Consider the following 24,093-nt stretch of genomic DNA (forward strand, 5'->3'; position numbering starts at 1 on the left):
TTGAAAAATTCACTAAAAAAATGACATCTAGGTAAGAACAAAAAAAGGTTTACCAATTAATTTTCTTACGAGACGGGAGATGATTTTATTGAAAAGAATGAATTTCACTTTTATTGCCAAGTTAGTGCCAGTGCTAATTCTTGCCGTTATGATCGTGGGATGTTCTTCTGATACGAGCTCAGGAAAGAATCCAACAAATTCCGGTCAAGCATCGAAGTCTGAAGAAGGCAAACCTAAAAAAGGTGGGGAAGTGACATTAGCGTATCAATCGGATTCCACGAATTATGATCCAATTTTAGGAAGCAGTGGTAGTGATCATCCTTTACTATGGCCCATCTATGATACACTTATCTCATTTACGAAAGAGCTTGAGCCAAAGCCCGGATTGGCTGAATCATGGGAATTTACAGACGATAAGAAGACATTGATTCTTCATCTTAGGGAAGGTGTAACTTTTCATGACGGCACCGCATTTGATGCGGAAGCGGTGAAATTTAATATCGAACGAGTTAACTCCGATAAGTCAGTGGTATCCGATCTCAAAAATATTGATAGTGTAGAAGTTACTGATAATAAGACTGTTAAACTCAATTTAAAACAACCAGATTCGTCTCTTTTGTTAGCGCTATCAGACCGAGGTGGGATGATGGTTTCCCCTGCTGCTGTTAAAGAATATGGTGATGACTTTCCTCTACATCCGACTGGTGCAGGACCTTTTAAACGAGTAAAGCATATTCCTAATGGAGAGGTTGTTTTTGAAGCCTATGAAGATTACTGGCAGGAGGGAAAGCCTTATCTTGACAAAATGACAATTAAAGTCATGCCGGATGAAAATACAAGAATTAATGCACTTAAATCAGGTGAAATAGATTATGCTGACAATATTTCCCCTGGGAATGTTCAAAATCTAAAAACTGATTCCAATATTGTCTTAAAAGATGTTTTGCCACTTCGATTTAAGATGATGTTTTTAAATCAGACGATGCCGCCGTTTGATAATAAAAATGTACGATTAGCCATCCAATATGGGATTAACCGTGAGGGGATTAATAAAGGGATTAATTTTGGACAAGGTGAACCGGCTAATAACATCTTTCCAAAGGAATATTGGGCGGGTAATCCTGATATGAAAATAGAATATAACCCTGAAAAAGCAAAACAATTAGTAAAAGACTCCGGGCTTAAGGATATCTCATTCACAATGATTAACTTTCCGATTGCGGACTATGCAAAGGGTGCCGAAGCCGTAAAGAGCCAGTTAAAAGAAATAGGAATTAATGTGGACCTTCAGCCAATGGAAGTTACAAAGGGGACTACAAGTTATTTTGCCGAAAAGACAGCACCAGCATTTTTTACCTCTTGGACAGGGCGTCCAGATCCGCAAATGACGACCCGACTTATATTTTCAGCAAATAGCTATCTTAATCCTGGTAAATACTCTACTCCGGAAATTGAGTCACTTATATCAGAAGCAGCTTCAAGTTATGATCAAAAGGAACGTGCTAAATTATACAAAGAAATTAGTAAAAAAGCACTTTTGGAAGAAGCAATTGCAATCCCGGTTGTATACGATCGGATGACATCTGCTATGAATAAAAAGGTAAAAGGATTTGAACCAAATATGATGGGCAAACCAGTTTTCTCAACGATCTGGATGGGGGAGTAATGAAAAGTATCTAATTGAGTCGATTGAGAAAACGATCACAAAAATAATAAAAGTACATGTTCAACAACATTTTAATAGTGGAGCAGCAACTCATCATGCCTGCTCCACTTATTTCAATGAGTTTGTGGATGCTTTCAAACTAAACGGAAGGAGGGCGTAAGAATGTTTTTAAAATTTCTAGTACGTCGCCTGTTATATGTTATCCCAATGCTGTTCATTACAACCCTCATCGTGTTTTCTTTTATTTTACTTATCCCAGGTGACCCTGTCTTGGCGTTGCTAGGCGAAAATGCGACTCCTGAAAAAATAGCACAATTACGGCAGCAGTTGGGACTTGATCAACCGATTATTATACAGTATTTAGATTGGTTGGAACATGCCCTTCAAGGGGATTTGGGCCGTTCCATTTTCACGGGACAATTCGTTCATGAGGCGGTGATCAGCCGTTTCGCTGTTACATTTCAATTGGTTGTCACTGCGATGATCATTTCCGTTTTGGGTGGCATGTTTTTCGCCATTATGTCTATCTATTATCCGAATAGCTGGATCGACTATGTATCGCGCTTTTTTGGAACGATTGGCATGTCGATGCCTAACTTTTGGCTTGCGATGCTGCTCGTTTTATTCTTTAGCTTGAAGCTTGAATGGGTACCGGCGACTGGATTTACGAGTATTAATGAAAACCCAGTATACTTTATAAAAGGAATTTTGCTGCCGGCTCTTTCACTTGGGGCGGTTGGAACTGCACAGATTACAAGACACTTACGCTCATCTTTAGTGGAAGTAATGAGTGCGGATTATTTGCGGACTGCATACTCCAAGGGTGTTGAGCGCTGGAGAGCGATTTTCAAACACGGGCTGCAAAATGCAATGCTGCCAGTTGTGACGACAATTGGTATTTTATTCGGAAACTTATTAGGTGCAACCGTTGTGATCGAAACGATATTTGCCATACCCGGTATGGGTCAGCTCGCAGTCAACTCTATATTGCAGCGTGACTTCACAATGCTTCAGGGGGTTGTTCTCGTCATGATTATCATGGTTATTATTATCAATTTTATTACTGATCTTGTGTACGCTATCTTAGATCCTCGGATTGAATATTAGGGAAGGAGCAGGGAAATGAGTTTTAAAACAGTTTTCAAGCGTTTAATGGCAGAACGGCTAGCATTTTTCAGCTTCATTTTTTTAATGATTCTTGTCATTATTTCCATGATTGCTCCGTTCATCGTGCCTCATGATCCGTTAAAACAGGACTTGATGAAAGTCATGCTTAGCCCAAGTTCCCAACACTGGTTAGGTACAGATGAACTCGGTCGTGATATTTTCAGCCGATTGTTAATGGGAACGAAGGCGGCAATCCAAGCTGGGTTGGTTGCGATATTGATTCCGCTCTGTATCGGTGTTCCGATGGGAATTTTGTCAGGCTATTTAGGCGGGGTCGTTGATGATATTTTGATGCGGATTGTTGACGGTATTATTGCCATTCCTGCTATTTTACTCGCGCTTGGTATTACAGGTGCTCTGGGTATTAGTTTATGGAACGCGATGATTGCCATCGGCATCGTTTTCACACCGCAATTCGCAAGGCTTGCAAGGGGACAAACATTGCAAATCCGTGCAGAGCCTTATGTGGAAGCAGCAAAAATCTCAGGTGCTGGCGCAGGCTGGATCATGCTGAAACATATTATCCCGAACATCACTCCTCCCATCGTTGTACAAGCCTCATTTAATTTAAGCTATGCGATTTTAGTTGAAGCCTCTCTTAGTTTCCTTGGAATGGGAGCAAAGTCTCCGCAGATTAGTTGGGGAAATATGATTCAACAAGCCTACAGCATGATCAACATGAATGCGTGGATGATTATTTACCCTGGTCTAGCTATTATGCTGACGGTACTGGCTGGTAATTTCCTCGGAGATGGGCTTCGTGCAGCGCTTGATCCAAAGTATAAAAAAGCTTAATAAAGGAGGTCGGAAGCATGAGTTCGAAAGAAGCGCCATTACTTGAGGTGAGAAATCTACAAACCTTCATTTCAACACCGAAAGGCGAAATCAAACCTGTTAACGATATTTCATTCTCTATCAATAAGGGTGAAATTGTCGCATTAGTAGGCGAGTCGGGAAGCGGAAAAAGCGTTTCCTCCCTCTCGATCATGGGACTCAACGCTAGTGCGATTCAATATAAACCAGAAAGCAGCATTTACTTCAAAGATAAAGATTTATTGAGATTAAAAGAAAAGGAAATGAGGAAAATTCGTGGCAACGAAATAGCCATGATTTTCCAGGATCCGATGTTTTCACTTAATCCTGTCCATACCATTGGCAAACAAATTGCCGAGTCAATCGTTTTGCATAAAAAAGTGAAATATAAAGAAGCCCTAGAAACAGCACTCGATTTATTGAATAAAGTCGGCATTCCCGATGCAAAGCGGCGCCTCAATGACTATCCTCATCAATTGTCCGGTGGAATGAGGCAAAGAGTAATGATTGCAATGGCACTTGCTTGTGATCCACAGCTCCTTATTGCCGATGAACCGACAACGGCACTTGATGTGACGATTCAGGCGCAAATTTTGAACCTTTTGCGCCAGCTGCAGAAGGAAACCGGCATTTCCATTCTCCTAATAACGCATGATCTCGGTGTTGTAGCCGAAATGGCTGATCGTGTCTTAGTTATGTATTGCGGAAAGATTGTCGAAGAAGGAACGGTAGCGGATATCTTTGAAAATCCACTTCACCCGTATACAAAAGGATTAATGGCCAGCATACCTGAGTTATATGGCCCTTCTAAAGAAAAATTAGACACCATTCCTGGTATTGTGCCGAACCCGCTCGAGTTGCCAACAGGTTGTAATTTCGTGACACGATGCAGCTACGCAACGAAAAAGTGCAGTCAAACAGCACCAACATTGCTTCCACATCCGTCAGGGAACCGGGTTTCTTGTTGGAATCCGTTTGGAAAGGAAGGGGAGATTGCAAAATATGAATCAGCAGCCACTAGTATCACTTAAAGACATTAAAAAGTACTATCCTGTTGGAAGCGGACTTTTTGGGCAAAAGAATCAATTTGTGAAAGCCGTTGATGGTGTAAGCCTTGACATTTATCCCGGAGAGACCGTCGGTTTGGTTGGTGAATCAGGATGCGGGAAATCGACCACAGGTAGAATGGTCGTCGGACTGACAGATCCGACAGGTGGAGAAATCTACTTTGAAGGAAAAAAATTAAGTGAGTACAAAGCTAAAAAATCTTTAGGAAAGAACTTACAGATGATCTTTCAAGATCCGTACTCGTCGCTCAATCCGAGAATGACGGTTGCAGATATTATTGCTGAACCGTTAGTCCTGCATAAAGTCGGTAACGCAAAAGAACGAAGGAAAAGGGTGGACGAACTACTAGAGAGAGTCGGGCTCGATTCCTACCATGGCAGCCGTTATCCAATTGAATTCTCTGGGGGACAAAGACAAAGGATTGGCATTGCAAGAGCACTAGCTTTACAGCCTAAGCTCATTGTGTGTGATGAACCAGTCTCAGCCCTTGACGTATCCATTCAAGCCCAAATCTTAAATCTATTAAAAGAAATTCAAAAAGATATGGGCTTATCCTATCTCTTTATTGCACATGGCATTCAAGCCGTTAAACATATTAGCGACAAAATTGCGGTCATGTATCTTGGGAAAATTATAGAATTTGCGGATAAAGAGGAATTGTTTGCCAATCCGCGGCATCCATATACAAAAGCATTGTTGTCGGCCGTGCCTCTTCCAAATCCGAAAATGCGGGACCGCGAAAGAATTATTTTACAAGGTGACCTGCCAAGCCCTGCAAATCCTCCAGCAGGCTGCAGCTTCCATACACGCTGTCCAGTCGCGATGGAACAATGTAAGAGTATCGATCCGAATCTACTATCTACTTCTGAACAAAGCCTAACAGCGTGTTTATTATTCGAGGATAGAGTAGCAAATTAGAAAAGGTAGAAGAAAAGGGACTTATATAAGTTTATGAGTTGAATCTTGCATATTTTTGGTTTGACCCCCAAAAAGGCATACTTGTTGTGTGAAATTCGACAAAATTTTCAACCAGAAACCTTTAGGCATTCTAAAACCTTGGCAATCGGTTTGGCAGACACATTGGCATTGTCTGAATCTGCCGTTGCGATGCCCATTGTCATTACCTTTCCATTATTGGGGCAAATTAAAATTTACATTTTTACCACTTATTAATTGGTCCGATTAAAGATCAGGAAAAAGTTCTAAACAAACCTGAATTGGATTGTAAAACAAAAATCTATAAAATTATATATAGTTATTTCATGGAGTAAGGAAAGAAGGCAAAGCCCCCAGGTTTTCTTTATCATACCTACCTAATAAAGCTAGCAAAATTGCTGGCTTTTTGTAATGGAAAAGAAGATCATTTCATTTGTATTAAATTCAAAAATCCGGTGTTGTAGTAGAAACAGGTTCTGATGTCAGCAGTTTACAAGCTGTGATAGAGTTGTCATCAATCCTCTAATTACCGGCGGTAAACATAAAGAGCCGTTGGTAGATATGTATAAAGGTTTTGCTTTTGTAGGTTTAAATGCCTATAGCGGTTTCGCAGATTTTGTGGTCGTCGACGCAAAAAATGTTATTAAACTTCCAGAAGGATTGTTCATGCAAATCACTGCCGCAAATGCCCGTCCACGCTACTTTTACATTCACCTGATTACTAGATATTGGAACATGCAGCCCTAATTGAACCAACTGCTGTTGCTGTTCAGGGGATTAAAGAGTCCGGATAAAGCTGACTATGATGGATGGACCCGCCTCGTTTTAAAGGTGGGTTTTTTATTTTTAACGAAAGTGTATGGCCTTCTAGAGTTAAAATATATTTTTAAAAATTCAAAATATTATTTACAATTATTCGAAGAACATGATATATTTTGTATATGAAATATTATTTTTTACATATAAAAATTGCGTATGTTTTTAAATGAACGTGCTGGTGATCGCTCATCTAATTGCGTTGAAGAAAGTAATGTATAGAAATATTGTTGTTATTGTAAATAAAAACAACGGAGGTCGAACATGAAAGGGAAATTAAGTGGATCGAAAACGAAAAATATAAAAAATGAAAAGTATGTTGTACCAGCTATCGATAATGCAGTAAAAATACTTGAATACTTAATGAAAGAAAGTCCTAAAGGTAAATCTGTATCCGAAATTTCCAATGCTGTTGCCTTAAATCCGAGCACTAGTTTTCGAATTTTACATTCACTCCTAAAATTCAATATGGTTTCCTACTCAGAAAAAGATAAAGCATTTAAATTAGGTTTTTATCTAACGCTATTGGGTCAAAAGGCCTCAGATTTAATTGATTTACAAAAAGTGCAGGTATTTCTTGAAAAGGCATCTCTACTAACCAATCAAACCTGTATTTTTTCACAAAGATATGGCGATGATAAAGTGATTTATTTAGCAAAACAGGAAAGCACAAAAGACTTTCGAATTAATGTAAATTTAGGTCAAATTCGACCAATGACAACGACATCTACCGGAAAATGCTTTTTAGCCTTTTTAAATGAGGAGGAAGTAGATGCGATCATAGATTACACCGGAGGTCTTAAGAAAGTTACGGAATATACGGTTGATACAATTACAGAATTAAAGAATCAGTTACGTATTATTAGAAGTAACGGGTATGCTATAGCTTCTCAGGAGACTTTTTTAGGGGTATGTGGGGTTGCTGCCCCAGTATTTGATGGAAATAATGATATTCGCTACGTTTTATCAACACATTGTTTTTATTCTCAAGTATCCGATGAAGAACTTCATTCGTATGGAAGACTTTTAAAAGATATAGCTCACCAAATATCTACCACAATATTTTAAGTAAAGCATGTGCCAAAGAAAAAATGGCGGCGTATAAGCTCTGTTTGATAAATTTCGGAAAGTTAAACCTTAAGAAACTTAAGATTTTCTCAACGCGGATGTAACGCTGTCAAATTAGACTTCATAGATTAGTCATCGATTTCTTTACTGAATAATCCATAATCCTGTTGCAGCTGGACCCTATCAAATGGTGAAGCGTGTACTTAGTGGCGAACTCATTTTCGAAGCTTTTGAGGATTGTTGTCGAGAAGGGAAAAGTTGGTTTTTTGTAAAAAAATCTATTATTGGCGGTGGCTTTTTATGATGACAAGACATTATGAATTTTGGCCTAAACGTTTGGGAACATCGTTACCAGTTCCGAAATCAACGGTGCATCACAATTTAGAGGTAACCACTGCACGTTACCCTGATAAAACAGCGATTATTTATTACGGAACAGAAATTTCTTACAAACAGCTATCTAATGAAGTAAATCGGCTAGCAGGTTTTTTGCAAAAAAACCTAGGGGTTTCTAAAGGAGATCGTGTTGCTCTTTATATGCAAAATTCTCCGCAATATATTATTTCCTTTTACGCCATCTTGCGAGTTGATGCAGTAGTCGTACCGGTTAATCCAATGAATGTTAAAGATGAGGTTGCCTTCTATTTAACCGATTGTGGAGCGAAGATCGCTATTGCTGGGCAAGAATTAATCGAACATATCCAGCCAAGTCTTGGAAAAACGCCGTTAGAGCAAATCATCGTTGCTACGTATGCGGATTATGCTCAGCAAGGACTTGACTATTCGATTCCAGACGTTGTCGTCAAAAAAAGGGTTGTGTTTGATTCACCTCATATGATCGAGTGGGAAGAAGCATTGGCCCTTGGAAGTATACCGAATCCAAGTGAGGCGAAATCAGAAGATTTATGCTGCTTGCCGTATACATCGGGGACAACAGGAAAGCCAAAAGGGTGCATGCATACCCATAAGACAATGCAAAGCAACATTTTTGGTGCGAGTTTATGGTCGCAACATTCGCCAAGTGCGGTAAGCTTAGCGATTCTTCCATTTTTCCATGTAACCGGCTTGCAACACCTTATGAATACACCGATTTATACAGGTGGAACGATTATTGTTATGACTAGATGGGATCGGGACACGGCAGGGAAATTAATTGAGCGTTATAGTTGTACGCATTGGATATGTATCGCGACAATGTTGGTTGATTTCTTGGCAAATCCCAATTTATCAGGCTATAATCTGAAATCGTTGAAATCCATTAGTGGAGGTGGCGCAGCATTACCGAAGGCAGTTGGTGAAAAGCTTTATCAGTTAACTGGTATTGAATATGGGGAAGGGTATGGATTATCTGAAACGATTGCACAGACACACATGAATCCAAGAGATCGACCGAAAATGCAATGCATGGGTGTACCGCAATTTGATGTTGACGCTAGGATTATTGATCCAAACACCATGATAGAATTGGGGCCAAATGAAGAAGGAGAAGTAATTTTAAATGGACCCCAAGTTTTTAAAGGCTACTGGAATAGGTCTGAAGATACAGCTAACGCATTTATTCAGTTAGATGGGAAGACATTTTTTAGAACAGGAGACATTGCTTTTTATGACGAAGAAGGATATTTCTTTATGGTTGACCGTGTAAAACGGATGATTAATGCGTCTGGATTTAAAGTATGGCCTGCAGAGGTTGAATCACTTCTATATAAACACCCTGCTGTTAAACACGCTTGCGTAATTGGGGTTCCTGATCCAAGAAGAGGTGAGACGGTAAAGGCTTTCATTGTTTTAAATGAAAAATTGAAGGAGAATACAACAGAAGAAGAGATTATCACCTGGTCAAAAAAGCAAATGGCGGCTTACAAATATCCAAGAGTTGTCCAATTTTTAGATAAGCTTCCGACGTCAGGAAGTGGAAAGATTCTTTGGAGAAAGCTTCAAGAAGTACAAGAACAGAAACAAAGATAAAATTATATAAAAATTTTACAAAGGAGATGATGTCATGTATAAACTCCAGATTCTGTTTTTTGTTAGATTATTACTTTTATTAGCTTTCACGATGACCGTGGTGGGGTGTTCTTCTAAGTCAGGCTCGGAAAATAAACATGTTTCAAATGATAATGCAAAAGAAGAAAAACCGCAAAAGGGTGGAGAGGCTGTACTGGGATATAGCACGGATATTAGTAATTACGATCCGATTAAGTCAAGCTCAGGAGGAGATCAGTCATTACTTTGGCCAGTATATGACACGCTAGTCACCTTTAATCAAAAACTTGAACCACAACCTGGACTTGCGAAATCATGGGAATTTACCGATGAAAAAACGGTCGTTTTTCATTTACAAGAAAATGTTAAATTCCACGATGGAACGACGTTTGATGCAGAAGCGGTTAAATTTAATATCGAGCGAGTGAATTCTGATAATTCGAATGTTTCGGAGTTGAAAAATATAGAGAGTGTAGAAGTAGTCGATCCATTGACAGTGAAATTTCACTTAATGCAACCTGATACCTCTCTTATATTAGTATTATCAGATTATGCCGGAATGATGGTTTCCCCGACTGCCGTAAAGGAAAATGGAGATAATTATTCCCAGCATCCAGTAGGTGCAGGCCCCTATAAGTTTGTAAGCCGGGTTCCAAATGGAGAAATTGTTTTGGCGGCATTTGAGGATTATTGGCAGGAAGGAAAACCTTATCTGGATAAAATGACCATCAAAATTATAGCCGACGAAAATACAAGAATTAATGCTTTAAAATCAGGAGAAATAGATTTAGCCTTTAACATTAATGCAGCAAATCTATCAAATTTAGAAAACGATCCCAAAATAGTAGTTAAAAAAATATTAGGAATGAAACGTCCACAACTATATCTTAATAGAAACATAGAACCATTTAACAACAAATCATTTAGATTAGCAGTTCAACATGGCATTAACCGTGAAGCGCTAGTTAAATCCATTAACTTTGGTGACGGCGAGCCTGCATATGGTGATTTTCCAAGTGGACACTGGGCACATGATAATGAAGCTAAAATCGAATATAATCCAAAAAAAGCTAAGAAACTATTGCAGGAATCGGGCCTTAAAAATCCCTCATTTACTTTACTTCACTATTCTTCAGCTTATGAAAGTAGACTAGCGGAGGCAATTAAAGGTCAATTAAAAGAAATAGGTATTGAGGTAAATCTCCAATCAATGGAATTAACTGCAGCGGTTTCTACTTTTTTTGCTGAAAAGGGGACACCTGCATTTTTAGCATCTGCGACTGGAAAACCTGACCCACAAATGCTTACCAACTCTCAGTATTCTAAAAATAGTTATTACAATCTTGGAGGTGGTTCTCAAGAAATCGATTCACTTCTTTCGGAAGCTGTTTTAAACGATGATCTAAAGGAACGAGCTAAGGTATACCATGAGATTGGGAGACAAGCTCTTCTGGAAGAAGCGAGAGTCATTCCTCTTTTATTTCCTTCGGCGATAGATGCTACAAGCCCTAAACTAAAAGGCTATGAGCAAAATATGATGGCCAAAGGAGTTTTTTCGACAATTTGGTTAGAAAAGTAAAACTTTAACAAACCTTGATGGCTTGGGTAGATCTATTGTAAATATTTGTAATTTTCAAAATAAATATTAAGGTGGTTTTTTTAATGGGAAACGAACATTTATTAGTAAAAGTTGAAAATGGCATCATGAAGTTAACTTTAAATCGTCCCGATTCTTTGAATGCATTCAGTTATGAAATGAAGCAAGGCATAATAGATGCACTGAAAGAAGCAAGAAATAATGACGATGTCCGAGTTGTTACGATTCAAGGCGCTGGGCGTGCGTTCAGTGCAGGTGGGGATGTAAAAAGCTTTCATAAGCTTGGAGGAACGAGTGTTTACGATACTTTATATCATACGAACGAATTAGTTATGGCAATTCGTTCATTTGAGAAACCAGTTATTGCGCTTGTCCACGGCTACGCGGCTGGAGCTGCCTTTAACTACGCTCTCTCATGTGACATGATCATTGCCGCTGAAGGCAGTAAATTTATTATGAGCTTTACAAAAATTGGCCTTGTAACTGATGGAGGAGGATCATACTTTCTACCTCGTCTCGTTGGTGCACAGCGGGCAAAGGAACTGCTTTTCAGCGCAGAACCAATCGATGCGAAGCAAGCGTTCGAATGGGGCATTGTAAATCGAGTATTTCAAGCTGATGAATTTGAAGAAAAAGCGATGGAGTTTGTTAGTAAATATGCAAACGGTCCAAGCAAAGCCTACGAAATGACGAAGAAGCTAGTGAATCAGTCCTTCGTTTCCGACTTAGATGAGATGTTGGAATTGGAACGGTTAACCCAAGTGATTATGATGCAGACAGAGGATTATAAGGAAGGCATCGCGGCATTTAAAGAGAAACGTGAAGCGAAATATATAGGGAGGTAACAATACGCATTTATAAAGGAGTCTAATAATGAGTTCATTTAAAGAAGCTCCCATGCTTATTAGTCTATTTATAACTTTAAGGAGGATTATGGAATGAACAAAGTAACGCAAGTACCTTATCTCGCGATTGCTGTAAAAGATCTTGAAAAAGCATCACGTTTCTTCGGGGAAAAGTTTGGCGGTGTCATTTCAGAAATCGGTGGTGTGCCGTCCGAATCGTATCGGGACGTTGTGGTTCAAATAGGTGATTTTCATTTGTATCTTATGGAGCCCACATCTGAAGAAAGTGTGATTGCGAAATATATAGCGAAGCATGGAGAAGGCATTCACCATGTTTGTTTCTGTTATCCCAATTATAAAGAAGCTGTCGCAAAACTTAGGGAAGAGAATATAAACATACTCGACAGAACGCATTTTTCATTTATTCATCCAAAGGATGCATACGGTGTCCTCATTGAATTGGCACCCGAAAATAATGAGCCAAGAGCCCAAAAAAATTAAAATAACGAACGATAAGTAATAAGTTATCTATAAAGTAAAATAATCCCCATCTGATTAACAGGTGGGGATTATTTTACGCTTACAAGCATTTTATTCATACTTTATCACATTTCAGTGGGAATGAAGGCCATACTGAAAAAGAATGAAAACAGTAGAAGATTTAGAAAATTTTAAAAAATATATTGATAGTAACATTTCTATCTTGTATGATTGTATTACAAGTTTAATAAAGCGATTACAAAGGATGTGAAATATTTATAGTTTAGTTGGTTAAGAGAAGTTAGAGAATACAAAATTATTAAGATTTATTTGTTAGTAATATAAACAATTATTGACTAAATAGTAGATAGCTAAATAATAGTAGCAATCTTTGAAAGGGATGAATAGAATAGTGCCAAATTCAGTTGTGGAAGCTGCAAAAACCAAAAAAAGATACGGAATTGCTTTTTCTCTGTTTTTTTTGTATTTAGTTGCCTATGTCGACAGATCCAATATTACCATCCTTTTAGCGGATAAACCTTTTACCGATGCCTTGGGCATTACGGGTGATTTCGCCGCCCAAGGCTTGTTGATGACGTTTTTTCTACTTCCTTATGGTTTGGCTAACTTCATTACGGGAGCGATTTCAGATAAGCTAGGTGCCCGGGTTATCCTTATCTTTAGCTGTATTTCCTGGGCTGTCATTATGGTTCTTATGGGATTTACTTCTGTGTTTATCCTTATGCTTGTTTTTCGAGCCATATTAGGGTTTGCTGAATCCCCACTTACTCCGACGACAGACCGACTGATTATGCGCTGGTTTCCGTCTTCAGAAAGAAACTTCGCTAATGCAATCTGGCTGGTAGGGCTTACGTTAGCTCCTGTCATTACTCTTCCATTATTGGGACAAATGACAGCTTCTCTAGGCTGGCGGGCTAATTTCTTTGTCTTTGGGATTATCGGCTTGATTATTCCGATTGTCCTCATTTATCGCTATGTGTATGATAAGCCTTCTGACCATCCTTCCATAAGCAAATGGGAATTACAGCATATTGGTGAAGGATTAGAGGTAAAGAACGATGTCCAGGCTGAAAATAAACCTTCTGTTTGGAAGCGCCATGATTACTGGTTTTTAGTGGCTGGTAACTGTCTTGGTAATGGGTTTATCTGGGGTCTCATTGCCTGGCTTCCAACCTATCTAACAAGAGAATTAAATATCAGTTTTGTCAAAAGTAGCTTCTTGTCGGCATTGCCATGGATATGTAGTGTTATTCTTATGCTGACGGTAAGTCCGCTGGCAGACCGTTTAAAAAATCGAAATTGGATATTAATTGCCGCTCTTACCATTGCCTCTGCTTTGATGTATGTTGTCACATTATTTCAAAATAGCACCCTTATTATTACGCTACTTTCTTTTGCAACAGGAGTTGTGTACATTGGTGCATTTGTAGGGCATTCTGCACTGCAGAGGGTGGCGAATAGTTGGAATATTGCTACAGCTGGCGGGGTATTTAACGGGATGGGATATATTTGGGCTGCCATTGTCCCGTTAGTTATCGGCTATTTAGTAGATGCAACAGGTTCTTTTGCCAGCGGGTTTCTCTTCCTGGTTGGCACTGGATTACTAGGAGCTATCGCATACATTCCTGTTTATTTACAAGAATTAAAGGATAATAAACAAGTAATTTCTGAGGATCTTAATCATGTGATTTAGAGACTTTTTGGATCACTTCTAAATAGGTGCCAGTCACTACCTGTAATTTGTCGGTACTTCTAGACTATATTCGGTTGATGGCAGGCACTTTTTTATTTATGAGAAACCATAATATGGCCAACCATGTATCCTCTGCTAGTAAAAGCGTCTTTGAGTAACGGCAAAAGGTCGATTCGTTATTGGGCCGAACCCGTATTTGCCCACAGTCTGCAAAGCAATGGAATCATTGGGTGTATACCGGTTTGAGATTATTCGGGATTCAGAGGGTGGACAGACATCTAATAAGGTAGTAAGGTATTACTTCTAGAAAGTGAAGAAAGCGCCAATTACTACCAATTGGTTGTTTGCTCTTCCGCATATTTCGGGCTGTGACACGCACTCTATATATGCTTGAAAAAGAGGGTTTTCTTGAAGAGACAAACTTATAGAAGAATAGGAAACAAGTAATTGAGAAATGTTAATCATTATGATTTTACCAAAATTATACTATAATGAATATTGAAAACGCTTCAAAAAGGAGAGGAAGCAGTTGGAATCGTTACATAGACTAAGCCCGTTATTAAAGAGATTTGTAGAAAACGGTCCTGCAGGCTGTGCTTTATCGGTCATGCATAAAGGGGAAGTTGTTTTTGAAGAATATGTCGGCTATGCGGACCTGGAAACAAAAAAGCCTATTGCACCCGATACCATTTATCGAATCTATTCAAACTCAAAAGTGATTACCTGCGTGGCTGCTTTAATGTTATATGAGCGCGGCCTCTTCTTGCTAAATGATCCGCTTGAAGAGTATCTGCCAGAATTTAAAAATCCTCAAGTCTATCAAACTGGCAAAGATAATGAGATTGAAATAGTGCCTGCAGCAAGGTCTATTACCCTTAAAGACTTATTTATGATGACATCCGGGCTGACATACGCAGGAAACCTCTTTGAAACGGAACGCCAGGTGGCCAAGAGGTTAGAGACAGAAGTTGAAAGCGAGGACTGGAACGTACGTAACTTGTCAAAAACTCTTGCTTCCATTCCGCTAGCATTTGAACCGGGGACACGTTGGCATTACGGATTTAGCCATGATATTCTAGGTGCATTGATCGAGGTGTTGGCCGGGAAAACCTTTGGGCAATTTTTAAAGGATGAAATCTTTGACCCGCTTGGAATGAAGGATACATTTTTCAAGATTCCTGAAGAGAAGAAGCACCGGCTTTGCAGCTTATATGACCGTAACGAAGAAGGCCCGTTAATAAAAAATACCAGCATGGATGCACGCTACCAGCCGCGTACTCTTATTGAAAGCGGCGGCGGGGGACTTCTGTCTACGCTAGAAGACTATAGCCGCTTCGGACATATGCTGGCGAATGGAGGAGAGATGGATGGTGTTCGCATTTTAGGGCGGAAAACCATTGAGCTCATGACTACCAACCATCTATCACCAGAACTTTTGAAGTATTATAATTGGGATGCTTTAAAAGGTTATGGATATGGCCTTGGTGTTCGCACGATGATCAATCCAGCCGCCGGGGGCAGCAATAGCTCGTTAGGCGAATTTGGCTGGATGGGTAGGGCCGGTACATGGCTAATGGTCGATGCGAAAGAAAATTTATCAGCTGTCTACATGCAGCAAATGGTCCCGAACTTTGAGGCAATTCATCAGCCAAGGCTGCGGAATGTTATAAATGGTGCGGTTTAAAGACGATAAAGGAAAGTTCTGATTAGTTAAAGTGCCTGTGACCTCCCACTTTTTTTCGAATTCTTCAGTACGATTGGGGCGTGACAGGCACTGTTTTAAAAGCAGATACAGTTGTTCAAATTAATGGATATTCCAATAATACAGGTGATGACCAATTGAGCATATGTAATCTTTAACAGAAAAAGAAGTTAATGAAATTCAAAATACATTAACTGCTAAACAGAAAGAATTCCTAAGTGAACATCTTAAAAGAAGTAAAAAGAGTAAATGGTTAGAAATCCTTTCTCAAAAGAAAGGTGTTACCTTATCCGAAGGAATGACAGAAGAAGAGGTAGAAGAAGAACTGGATTCCTGGGTACTCAGAGAGGTATTAGACGGTGGTTTTGGGAATAAGCCATACCGCTGTGAATGCGGCACCCCATTAAGATATCAGTATATCGTTTTACATACGAAAGAAAAGAAAATCTATAAATTAGGAGAAATTTGCCTAGAAAACTACACCAATTTATCTCCGGAAATATAAGCGATATCAAAAAAGGGTTCCATACCATCGATTTAGAAAGAGATGAAATCCTTATGAAATACCGGAATCAGCAATTTTTCTCATTAGAGAAATTTCGTTATATTGAAACGGTGCCGGAGGAGATTATTAAGCAAGTTGAGGTGGGCCTTCCCCTTATCGACCGTCAAATTCAAAAAGTATACCAAATTAAAACTAAGTATGACAAAGAAGTACAGTTCCAAAAGGTATATAGCGGATTTAATGAATCTCAGAGAAAAGTATTTGATCATTTGGCTCCCTGGAAAAGAGAAGAGTTACTAGAAAAAATGATGGAAGAAGAGCTCATAGAGGAAGATATACCAGATGATTTCTATAATCAGGAGATTAAAGTCTTTATGGACCTGGGATTTCCACTTCTTGATGAGCACATTATGAAACTTTCAGAGTTCCAGGCGATGAAAAGATAGCAGAAAATGCTAGTGCTGCCAATGGGACGTAATAGGGGTGCTGCGATAGTACCTAGAATGACGTATGAGGAGCTTATGAATAGACATTTAGATACTTTAAAGAAAGTCCGAGAAAAGGAAAATGACATTCCTAGAGGATTAAGACAAGATTGGGATAAGATCCAAAACATTGTGCGTCAATCAAAAAACAAAGAAGAAATAGACTATGGTTCGTTTAAACTCAATCTTAATAATCTTTTATACGCACTAAAAATTAAACCGGATTCTTATCTGTAGCATATTTTAAGATTAGAAAAAAACTCTAACAGTATTAAATACTATTAGAGTTTTTTTGTTTACGATGATTATTCTACTGGCATGGTGCCAGTGAATTTTGGTTTTTCTAAGTTATTCTAAACCAACTAACCAAAAAAGAAACGGTAATCATTTACTCCGTGTATTGCCATCCCAAAATGACCGAAAGTTGACGGTTGCCTGTCACACTTTTTCATTCCATTCCAAGCTACATTCATTCCCTGAATTCCCTACTATATAAACTAGAATCTAGGTGAAAACATTATTGTCATAAAATATTCACCTTTTTTTAAAATCTACCCTATCCGTATTCCTCATCAAACCATAAATAGAGTCTGAATAGAGTTTTTCAATAAACAAGGATGGTGGTTAAGGATGGCAAAGTATCGAATGGTGCGAACTGAATTTTGGGAAAATCCCGTTGTGGAAGAGATGACCCCGGAGGAGAAGTATTTTTACCTCTATCTGCTGACAAATTCTAAAACAACTCAAATTGGCATCTATCGAATAACGAAGAAGCAAATGGCTTTTCATTTGGGCTATTCAATGGAGACTGTTCAGGCGTTAATGGAACGATTTGCCGAGCAACACCAGTTGATTCGCTACAATCAGGAAACAAAAGAACTGGCGATTAAATTCTGGGGGGAATATAACCTGCATAAAGGCGGGAAACCGATCATGGACTGTATCATTTCCGAGCTAAAAGAGGTACAAGATCGCTCGCTTATTTCGTATGTTTCAGAAGGCATTACTAATCTCGGAATTAACAGCCTGTATGAATCTTTTAGTGGACAAGATGAATTGCTTTTTGGCAACGAGGACAGTGAATGCGAGGAACAGGATACATATACCGATACGGAAGACGAAGAGATTAACGATACGTCGACGTGCCGTAAGACGATACGTGGGCAAAAAGAAAAAGAAAATAAAAAAGAAAAACAAAAACAAAAAATAGCTTCTCAGCCAAATATGGAGGATGCTCCAGATTTAAAGAATCTTACAAAACCAGAAGATGTGAATGAAATTATCGAGTTTTGGGATACGAATGGTTTTGGCTTTACGAACGTGATGGCAAAGCAGCAGCTGTTATCATGGTTAGATGATTCTAGCTTTTTACAGCCGAAAGAGATGATCCTAAAAGCCATGGAGATTGCCTGTGCGAATAACAAGCGAAGGCTTAACTATATTGTTGCGATTCTTAGAAACTGGGAAAATGAATCGTTACTGACCGTAGCAGATGTTGATGCCCAACAGGCACCCCAACAGGCAGCACCAATGTCTAGGCAATCAACTGAAATATATCGTACCGGAAGAGATATTCCAAGTGGATTCCAACTCGATCTAACGGCAGGTGAAGAGGAATGAGTATGGCGGAAAAAGCGTTCTTAGGCAGTTTGATGAAGGAGGAATACTTACTAACGGATACTGTAATTCAGCCTGAACAGCTAGAAAGTGCAAGGCATAAAGAAATCATGCGAAAAATGGTGGAGTTCAAACGTGCCGGTAAGAATCTTGATTTAATTACTTTTTCAACCCTGTCCGATCTCGAATCAATAGGGGGAATGTCCTATCTTTCTGAGCTGCTGTCCTATGCAGACATCGAGAAATTTGATGGAACGGAAAAGCTCATTCTTGAGTCGTGGAAGGAGCGGGAAAAGAGAAACATCTTGAGTGTTGCCACTATGAATGACTGGGAGATTGCGAAGGTCGTGAGCGAACTGGATAAGATTAACCAATTAAAGCTCGATGATCATACCTCATTACAACAAGCGTTGGCCAACATCTATGAGGCACCCTGGGAAGATCAATTACGCCTGAAAAGTGTTACAACGGGTATCAAACAGCTTGACGACATGACGGGAGGCTTTCAGGGCGGAGAAGTCACGATTCTAGCGGCCAGACCATCCATGGGAAAAACCGACGTGATGCTTCATTTTGCCAAAATGGCCGGTTGGGCTGGGTATCTGCCACTCGTATTTTCCTTAGAAATGCCTGAGAAACTGATAACCAAGCGGCTAATTGCTTCAACAGGCGGCTTTAATCGTTCTAAAATGCGGGATCCGAAAAGAATGCTAAGTCAACGTCAAAAGGATAAATGGTCGGATGTGATTGGTGATCTCACGGAAACCAATATGCAAATTTTTGATGGGGCGGGACAAACGATTACCGAGATGAGAGCGAAAACGCGAAAAATGATGAATCAATTTCCTGGCAAAAGACCGATCCTGTTTATCGATTACTTAACACTGATCCAATCCAGTCAACCGTACGGAGGGAATTCCCATCAACAAGTAACGGAGATTTCAAAATCTCTTAAGACGATGGCGAAGGATTTTGATTGCCCCGTCATCTGTTTAGCGCAGCTAAATCGATCGGTGGAATCAAGGGCCAATAAACGGCCGATGATGTCTGACATTCGGGAATCGGGAAGTGTCGAGCAGGATGCCGATGTCATTTTGTTCCTATACCGCGAGGCCTATTATGACAAGGAATCTCAAGATCATTCTCTTGAAATCATTGTCTCGAAAAACCGAAATGGCCAAGTTGGAACCATCTCGGTGAATTACAACGAGTATACGGGAGCGATTGATGAACGAAGGGAACAGAATCAAACCCTTGTATAGCCTTCCGGCAGCCATTAAGGACAAAGCCCGCGGACCATATGATGAAAATAATGAGGTGGAATCACATGTTGGTGAAAGAGCTTTACGAAGATAGTTTCCTTTTTGAAGAATCCACTTTGGCTCATTACATCTACCATTTACTAGCGGAACAGAAAATTTCCTTAGAGGATGACATATCCAAATTAGACGCAGTTCAAGGAGATAACCGGAAAGTAGCGGAATTGATCCGAAAGAATGTATTAGGAATTCACAAAGTTCGCATCTACTCACTGAAGATGAATAAGAAGGACTTTTTTTTCATCTTTGCCAGCAGCCCGCAAGAGGCGATCCAATTCTTTACCGAAACTTTTCAGCGAAGCCCATTAAACTGTCACGAATATCCACTGGAATTCGAGCTTGCAAGAGGAAAAGAGGTGGTTACCTTTCGCGATATGAGGAAGGATTTCGAGAGTTTTCCAGCCATTGCGGGGTGGTTTGAGAGGGTGGGGTGAGGTGTGTCTAGTTGTGGGGATGAAACTGCAAGCGAGTTAATTTATCGAATGTTAAATCAAGATGATTGGTATATAGTTAGCAAAACGATGAAATGCTCAGTTTTTAGGGATAATGAAGCTTTCATGTTTATCAAAGTAAAAGCTTAGAAGAATTAAGAACATTAATTGGCAAAAGGCTTACGAACGAGTATTTTCTTCTTCCGGTGTATTGTTAAAGGTATGAAGGAATTGAATCTGCAAAACCAAAAGGAAAACAAGGGAGACCGAAAATCAATTTTGAATCATTTAATGAGCAAGAAAATATATTTTTTTAAAAATTGTGAACAGTGGAAAAGGAAAGAAATAAAAGCGGTTGATTTTATGAAACAAATAGAATTAGAGTTAAATAAATTTTTATAAAATCATTAAGGAGTAAGAAGGGAGCAGGCACTAGCAATAGTGCCTTTTGATTTTAATTTTAAGAGTGAGTTCGTGAAAAAATGTTTTTATGTTAACAAGGGCAGTTTTGTTTAAAAGTAAGTTTAATTTATGTTAAATAAATTTGCCCAGATTGTTAAGTAATAGTCAGCGATTTAACCATTTAATTCGAAGATAAATTAATTTAGGATTAATAGTAGTGAATCATTTTAATACTTTCAATTTAGGGAAATTTTTAATCTGCTTTTCATCAATAAAAATATAAAACTACTTTTTGTTAAAATCTTAAGTGAGAATGTAGAATAAAGTGTGATGTGTATACTAAAATATAGATGGAAAGTATAGTTATGGAAAATACGATCATATAATTAAGTAATATTGGAGAAATTACAGTATGTTAAAGCAAATAAATGAGCAAATAGATGAGCAAATAAATGATGCTAATGAACTTGTTCTTAAATGGGATCTAGGCGAAGTACAACGAAATGAAAAGTTGGATACTTTGATGAAGTGGGAGACACAGCTTGAGAGGGAAGAATTTCAAACCATATTAAGAATTTGTAATGTGTTTAATTATTATTCTGAGAAATTAACAGCCCAAATATTTAAAATTATCTTTGAAGAGAATTTTAGTTCCCTATTTATAGAACATTCTAAGTTTATGCCCTTAAGAAGAAAAGATAGGGTTGAATCAGCGGTAGATATGTTTTTAAGCTTTACACGTATCAACAAAATAGATGTTAATCGAACTAATTTAAATGGTCCAGCAGACTTTCTAAAAAAATACAAGGCAAGGAAAGAATATCTTAGTAAAATGGTTAAAGAAAATGATATAGAAGATAGTAAAGATAATGCCAAAATTCTGAATTTACAGAATGAGATAAAAGATCAAAGTAAAAACCAAAGGCTACAATCTAAAATACAAAAGCAAATTAGCAAAGTACAAGCAAGGAAAGATAAGAGACAGCTTCGTTCAAAAGAGCTGGTTGAAGAATATCATTTAAACTATTATTCAGTAAAAAATATGATTATTATCGACGATTTTATTGGAACAGGAACTTCTGTAGTTAAATTATTGAAAGAGATAAATAGAATCATAGGGAATAGTGAGATTAGTATTAACATAATTTTTTGTGTGATTGAAGCTAGTGAAACGGGAATCAAAGAAATAGAAGAGGTAGCGAAAAAATTAGGAATTCAAATTCAAATTAAATTTTATGAAAAATCAACAGATGTATTAGCAGAAAACATAGTATTTAGCAGTGACAACATAAATGGAGTAAAAGAAATGATTAAAAATATTAATAGAAAAAACAGACTTAAAGTTAGTACTTATTGCAAGAATCATGCAATTGCTTCATTTGTAAATGCACCAAATAACAACTTAACCTTACTCTCTGAGGAAAGTTCAAGTTGGACAGCTTTGTTTCTTAGAACCAAAAGGAAAGTGGATAACCGAGAGGTCAGTAGCGACGAGTTAAAAGATACTATGCAATCTTTAAGGCAGTAAGAAAGAAGGTATACGATGTGGAGTTTTCTCCTTTAAAAAGGGACATTGTGTTATTAATTATTAGGGACTATGAGATGGCTTTAATTATAGACACTATCAAGGAATACCTAACCGTTACGACTGAGCAAGTATTTTATATTATCAATTATCTTATTGATTCAAAATGGGTCGATTTTCAGGAGGGTAAACTAATTATCACAAATGAAGGTAATAGAATATTAGAAAGTTCAAAACTCAATGTATTTTCACTAAAAAGAGTAGATGAATATAAATATATAGTGAAAGAAAGCTCATTGGAAAATTATATTCCCAAAAAACTTTAAAGGAGGTATAATGTTATCGGTGACTAGACTTTTAGCAAGTGCTAATCGAAGTAAGTATGTATTTATTCTTATTTCAAAACCTTAAGATAATTCTGCCAAAAGCAGCAGAATCATCTTCACCTTTAAATTAAGAATAAAAGAGCTTCTTAATTTAAAGGTGAGTAGTCACTATACATTTAATCTATGATCAAGCAAGTTATAAATAACATTTTATTAAGCGATTTATTGGAGGAAGAGAAAAAAGATCTCATCCAATATGCTGAAAAATTAAATTCTAACCATTTTCCAATAATCTTTGACATCAATCAGCTATTGATGCTTTTTGAGCTAACGGATGGTGATTTTGGAAAATTCGTAATAAACAATACTAATCATTATTATGTAAGTAAACGAAATGGAAACCTAAGAGAAGTTTGGAAGCCGAATTATAAGCTAAAAACTATCCAGAAATGGATACTTAAGAATATCTTAAATAAAATTAAAGTATCAGCATGTGCACATGGCTTTGTGAAGAATAAATCTATATTAACGAATGCAGAAGTTCACCGACATCAAGAACCTTTTTGGGTGTTTTCAACAGATATTAAAGAATTTTTTCCTTCTATTAAACATAAAGAGATTAAGAAAATATTCATGGAAATTGGTTTTTCGGATGCTATAAGTGAAGCGTTTTGCTTATTAACAACTGCGAATGGAAGGTTGGTCCAAGGTTTTCCAACAAGCCCGATGCTATCTAATATTTTCTTTCGTGAGATTGATAAAGAACTTCAGCAAATAGCTAGCAGATATAATATTCGATATTCTAGATATGCAGATGACATTACTTTTTCAGGTGCTCAAAAAAAGGGCTACCTAACTTTAGTAAAGAAAATAAAAGAAATGGTGACTATTTTATTGAGTAAGTATAGTCTAGTTATTAATGATGAGAAAACCAGATTAATGAGGAATAAGCATACGAAAATTGTGACTGGTTTAGTTGTAACGCCACAAGGTGTAAGGATTCCACAAAAATATATTCGAAGACTGAATAAAGAAATTTACTATTGTCAAAAATTTGGCGTAAATGAACACTTGAAATATCACGGCCTTATCACTATTGCTAATTATAAAGGATATTTAATTGGATTAGCGAGATTCATTTATATGGTTGACCAAAACAAGGGAATAGCGTTGATCAAGAAAATTCAGGACTTAGATTGGGATTAATTAATGATTTAAAAATTATGCTGTATTAGATATAACGAGGATATTTAAAAAGAGCATAAAACCTTACTTGAACTATAACCCGATTAATGGACACTAAATAAAAAGTGCCCCCTTAATCGGGTTTTTCTATGTCTTCAAAAAGAAAACCCGTTTATAATAAAAGAATTATTATGGACTTTTAGTGAGTTAAAGCAACTAGTGGATTCATATACCTAGGGGTACAATAATCACCCTTATCAGTAGGGATTAAGCAAGATGACCCGGTACAATATCGAGGTCATGGTTAGCAGCATAGACCGCCTTTTTTAATTAAAACCGTTATAATTCCACGGTTCCGGCCAGGAAAAGAGTTACTGGTTATTTGCTGCATTTTCATTCCTAAGCTTCCTATCATTCTGGTACTCTTTGAACCACTTGTA

The 24,093-nt window shown here is 37.9% G+C and carries 22 protein-coding genes; all 22 read left to right on the plus strand.

The genetic code is table 11. The features are described 5' to 3' along the window. Nucleotides 1–97 precede the first annotated feature (97 nt). Nucleotides 98–1,666 (plus strand): ABC transporter substrate-binding protein, encoded by a 1,569-nt coding sequence (locus QNN06_RS04100; protein WP_284037893.1) that lies wholly within the window; start codon nucleotides 98–100, stop codon nucleotides 1,664–1,666. 162 nt (nucleotides 1,667–1,828) lie between these two features. Continuing rightward, a complete protein-coding gene (locus tag QNN06_RS04105; RefSeq protein ID WP_284037049.1) occupies nucleotides 1,829–2,773 on the plus strand; it encodes an ABC transporter permease in 945 nt (314 codons plus the stop codon). A 15-nt stretch (nucleotides 2,774–2,788) separates the two neighbouring features. Beyond that, nucleotides 2,789–3,628, plus strand: a complete 840-nt coding sequence (locus QNN06_RS04110; RefSeq protein ID WP_284037050.1) for an ABC transporter permease — start codon at nucleotides 2,789–2,791, stop codon at nucleotides 3,626–3,628. A 17-nt stretch (nucleotides 3,629–3,645) separates the two neighbouring features. Next, nucleotides 3,646–4,677, plus strand: coding sequence for an ABC transporter ATP-binding protein (locus QNN06_RS04115; RefSeq protein WP_284037051.1), 1,032 nt, complete (start codon nucleotides 3,646–3,648; stop codon nucleotides 4,675–4,677). Then, nucleotides 4,649–5,632: an ABC transporter ATP-binding protein gene (locus QNN06_RS04120; RefSeq protein WP_284037052.1), complete on the plus strand. Its 984-nt coding sequence runs from the start codon at nucleotides 4,649–4,651 to the stop codon at nucleotides 5,630–5,632. The genes QNN06_RS04115 and QNN06_RS04120 overlap by 29 nt, the downstream gene beginning before the upstream one ends. 579 nt (nucleotides 5,633–6,211) lie before the next feature. Continuing rightward, the gene (locus QNN06_RS04125) at nucleotides 6,212–6,397 is read left to right on the plus strand and encodes a hypothetical protein (RefSeq protein ID WP_284037053.1); all 186 of its coding nucleotides are present in this window, start codon (nucleotides 6,212–6,214) and stop codon (nucleotides 6,395–6,397) included. Nucleotides 6,398–6,730: 333 nt separating this feature from the next. Continuing rightward, complete coding sequence (locus QNN06_RS04130; protein ID WP_213118671.1) at nucleotides 6,731–7,534, plus strand: IclR family transcriptional regulator; 804 nt, start codon at nucleotides 6,731–6,733, stop codon at nucleotides 7,532–7,534. A gap of 300 nt (nucleotides 7,535–7,834) precedes the next feature. Then, nucleotides 7,835–9,502, plus strand: coding sequence for a long-chain fatty acid--CoA ligase (locus QNN06_RS04135; protein ID WP_284037054.1), 1,668 nt, complete (start codon nucleotides 7,835–7,837; stop codon nucleotides 9,500–9,502). Between the two features lie 34 nt (nucleotides 9,503–9,536). After that, nucleotides 9,537–11,099, plus strand: coding sequence for an ABC transporter substrate-binding protein (locus QNN06_RS04140; protein ID WP_284037055.1), 1,563 nt, complete (start codon nucleotides 9,537–9,539; stop codon nucleotides 11,097–11,099). Between the two features lie 83 nt (nucleotides 11,100–11,182). Further along, complete coding sequence (locus QNN06_RS04145) at nucleotides 11,183–11,962, plus strand: enoyl-CoA hydratase/isomerase family protein (RefSeq protein ID WP_284037056.1); 780 nt, start codon at nucleotides 11,183–11,185, stop codon at nucleotides 11,960–11,962. A gap of 93 nt (nucleotides 11,963–12,055) precedes the next feature. Then, entirely contained in the window at nucleotides 12,056–12,463 is a 408-nt protein-coding gene (locus QNN06_RS04150; RefSeq protein WP_284037057.1) for a VOC family protein, read from the plus strand. Between the two features lie 391 nt (nucleotides 12,464–12,854). Next, a complete protein-coding gene (locus QNN06_RS04155; RefSeq protein WP_284037058.1) occupies nucleotides 12,855–14,156 on the plus strand; it encodes an MFS transporter in 1,302 nt (433 codons plus the stop codon). Nucleotides 14,157–14,685: 529 nt separating this feature from the next. Next, complete coding sequence (locus QNN06_RS04160; protein ID WP_284037059.1) at nucleotides 14,686–15,840, plus strand: serine hydrolase domain-containing protein; 1,155 nt, start codon at nucleotides 14,686–14,688, stop codon at nucleotides 15,838–15,840. A 316-nt stretch (nucleotides 15,841–16,156) separates the two neighbouring features. Next, complete coding sequence (locus tag QNN06_RS04165) at nucleotides 16,157–16,363, plus strand: hypothetical protein (protein ID WP_284037060.1); 207 nt, start codon at nucleotides 16,157–16,159, stop codon at nucleotides 16,361–16,363. Next, a complete protein-coding gene (locus QNN06_RS04170) occupies nucleotides 16,324–16,809 on the plus strand; it encodes a hypothetical protein (RefSeq protein WP_284037061.1) in 486 nt (161 codons plus the stop codon). The genes QNN06_RS04165 and QNN06_RS04170 overlap by 40 nt, the downstream gene beginning before the upstream one ends. Nucleotides 16,810–16,884: 75 nt before the next feature. Further along, nucleotides 16,885–17,085, plus strand: a complete 201-nt coding sequence (locus QNN06_RS04175) for a hypothetical protein (protein WP_284037062.1) — start codon at nucleotides 16,885–16,887, stop codon at nucleotides 17,083–17,085. Between the two features lie 393 nt (nucleotides 17,086–17,478). Next, nucleotides 17,479–18,468 (plus strand): DnaD domain protein, encoded by a 990-nt coding sequence (locus QNN06_RS04180; RefSeq protein WP_284037063.1) that lies wholly within the window; start codon nucleotides 17,479–17,481, stop codon nucleotides 18,466–18,468. Next, a complete protein-coding gene (locus tag QNN06_RS04185; protein ID WP_284037064.1) occupies nucleotides 18,465–19,727 on the plus strand; it encodes a DnaB-like helicase C-terminal domain-containing protein in 1,263 nt (420 codons plus the stop codon). The genes QNN06_RS04180 and QNN06_RS04185 overlap by 4 nt, the downstream gene beginning before the upstream one ends. Nucleotides 19,728–19,792: 65 nt before the next feature. Beyond that, nucleotides 19,793–20,218: a hypothetical protein gene (locus QNN06_RS04190; protein ID WP_284037065.1), complete on the plus strand. Its 426-nt coding sequence runs from the start codon at nucleotides 19,793–19,795 to the stop codon at nucleotides 20,216–20,218. An 811-nt stretch (nucleotides 20,219–21,029) separates the two neighbouring features. Beyond that, complete coding sequence (locus QNN06_RS04195; protein ID WP_284037066.1) at nucleotides 21,030–22,145, plus strand: phosphoribosyltransferase-like protein; 1,116 nt, start codon at nucleotides 21,030–21,032, stop codon at nucleotides 22,143–22,145. Nucleotides 22,146–22,162: 17 nt separating this feature from the next. Next, nucleotides 22,163–22,468 carry a hypothetical protein gene (locus QNN06_RS04200; RefSeq protein ID WP_284037067.1) on the plus strand — a complete coding sequence of 102 codons (306 nt, stop codon included), beginning with the start codon at nucleotides 22,163–22,165 and terminating at the stop codon, nucleotides 22,466–22,468. A gap of 183 nt (nucleotides 22,469–22,651) precedes the next feature. Then, entirely contained in the window at nucleotides 22,652–23,674 is a 1,023-nt protein-coding gene (locus tag QNN06_RS04205; RefSeq protein ID WP_284037068.1) for a reverse transcriptase family protein, read from the plus strand. The last annotated feature ends 419 nt before the right edge of the window (nucleotides 23,675–24,093 follow it).

The sequence above is a fragment of the Neobacillus sp. 114 genome (genome assembly GCF_030127045.1).
Classification (GTDB): Bacteria; Bacillota; Bacilli; order Bacillales; family Cytobacillaceae; genus Neobacillus; species Neobacillus rhizophilus.

Coding starts and splice junctions, on each gene's coding strand:
- QNN06_RS04180 (WP_284037063.1), top strand. CDS start 17,479: ATGGCAAAGTATCGAATGGTGCGAACTGAATTTTGGGAAAATCCCGTT.
- QNN06_RS04125 (WP_284037053.1), top strand. CDS start 6,212: ATGTATAAAGGTTTTGCTTTTGTAGGTTTAAATGCCTATAGCGGTTTC.
- QNN06_RS04105 (WP_284037049.1), top strand. CDS start 1,829: ATGTTTTTAAAATTTCTAGTACGTCGCCTGTTATATGTTATCCCAATG.
- QNN06_RS04120 (WP_284037052.1), top strand. CDS start 4,649: ATGAATCAGCAGCCACTAGTATCACTTAAAGACATTAAAAAGTACTAT.
- QNN06_RS04165 (WP_284037060.1), top strand. CDS start 16,157: ATGACAGAAGAAGAGGTAGAAGAAGAACTGGATTCCTGGGTACTCAGA.
- QNN06_RS04205 (WP_284037068.1), top strand. CDS start 22,652: ATGATCAAGCAAGTTATAAATAACATTTTATTAAGCGATTTATTGGAG.
- QNN06_RS04130 (WP_213118671.1), top strand. CDS start 6,731: ATGAAAGGGAAATTAAGTGGATCGAAAACGAAAAATATAAAAAATGAA.
- QNN06_RS04100 (WP_284037893.1), top strand. CDS start 98: ATGAATTTCACTTTTATTGCCAAGTTAGTGCCAGTGCTAATTCTTGCC.
- QNN06_RS04185 (WP_284037064.1), top strand. CDS start 18,465: ATGAGTATGGCGGAAAAAGCGTTCTTAGGCAGTTTGATGAAGGAGGAA.
- QNN06_RS04135 (WP_284037054.1), top strand. CDS start 7,835: ATGATGACAAGACATTATGAATTTTGGCCTAAACGTTTGGGAACATCG.
- QNN06_RS04150 (WP_284037057.1), top strand. CDS start 12,056: ATGAACAAAGTAACGCAAGTACCTTATCTCGCGATTGCTGTAAAAGAT.
- QNN06_RS04110 (WP_284037050.1), top strand. CDS start 2,789: ATGAGTTTTAAAACAGTTTTCAAGCGTTTAATGGCAGAACGGCTAGCA.
- QNN06_RS04190 (WP_284037065.1), top strand. CDS start 19,793: ATGTTGGTGAAAGAGCTTTACGAAGATAGTTTCCTTTTTGAAGAATCC.
- QNN06_RS04145 (WP_284037056.1), top strand. CDS start 11,183: ATGGGAAACGAACATTTATTAGTAAAAGTTGAAAATGGCATCATGAAG.
- QNN06_RS04140 (WP_284037055.1), top strand. CDS start 9,537: ATGTATAAACTCCAGATTCTGTTTTTTGTTAGATTATTACTTTTATTA.
- QNN06_RS04195 (WP_284037066.1), top strand. CDS start 21,030: ATGTTAAAGCAAATAAATGAGCAAATAGATGAGCAAATAAATGATGCT.
- QNN06_RS04175 (WP_284037062.1), top strand. CDS start 16,885: ATGAATAGACATTTAGATACTTTAAAGAAAGTCCGAGAAAAGGAAAAT.
- QNN06_RS04115 (WP_284037051.1), top strand. CDS start 3,646: ATGAGTTCGAAAGAAGCGCCATTACTTGAGGTGAGAAATCTACAAACC.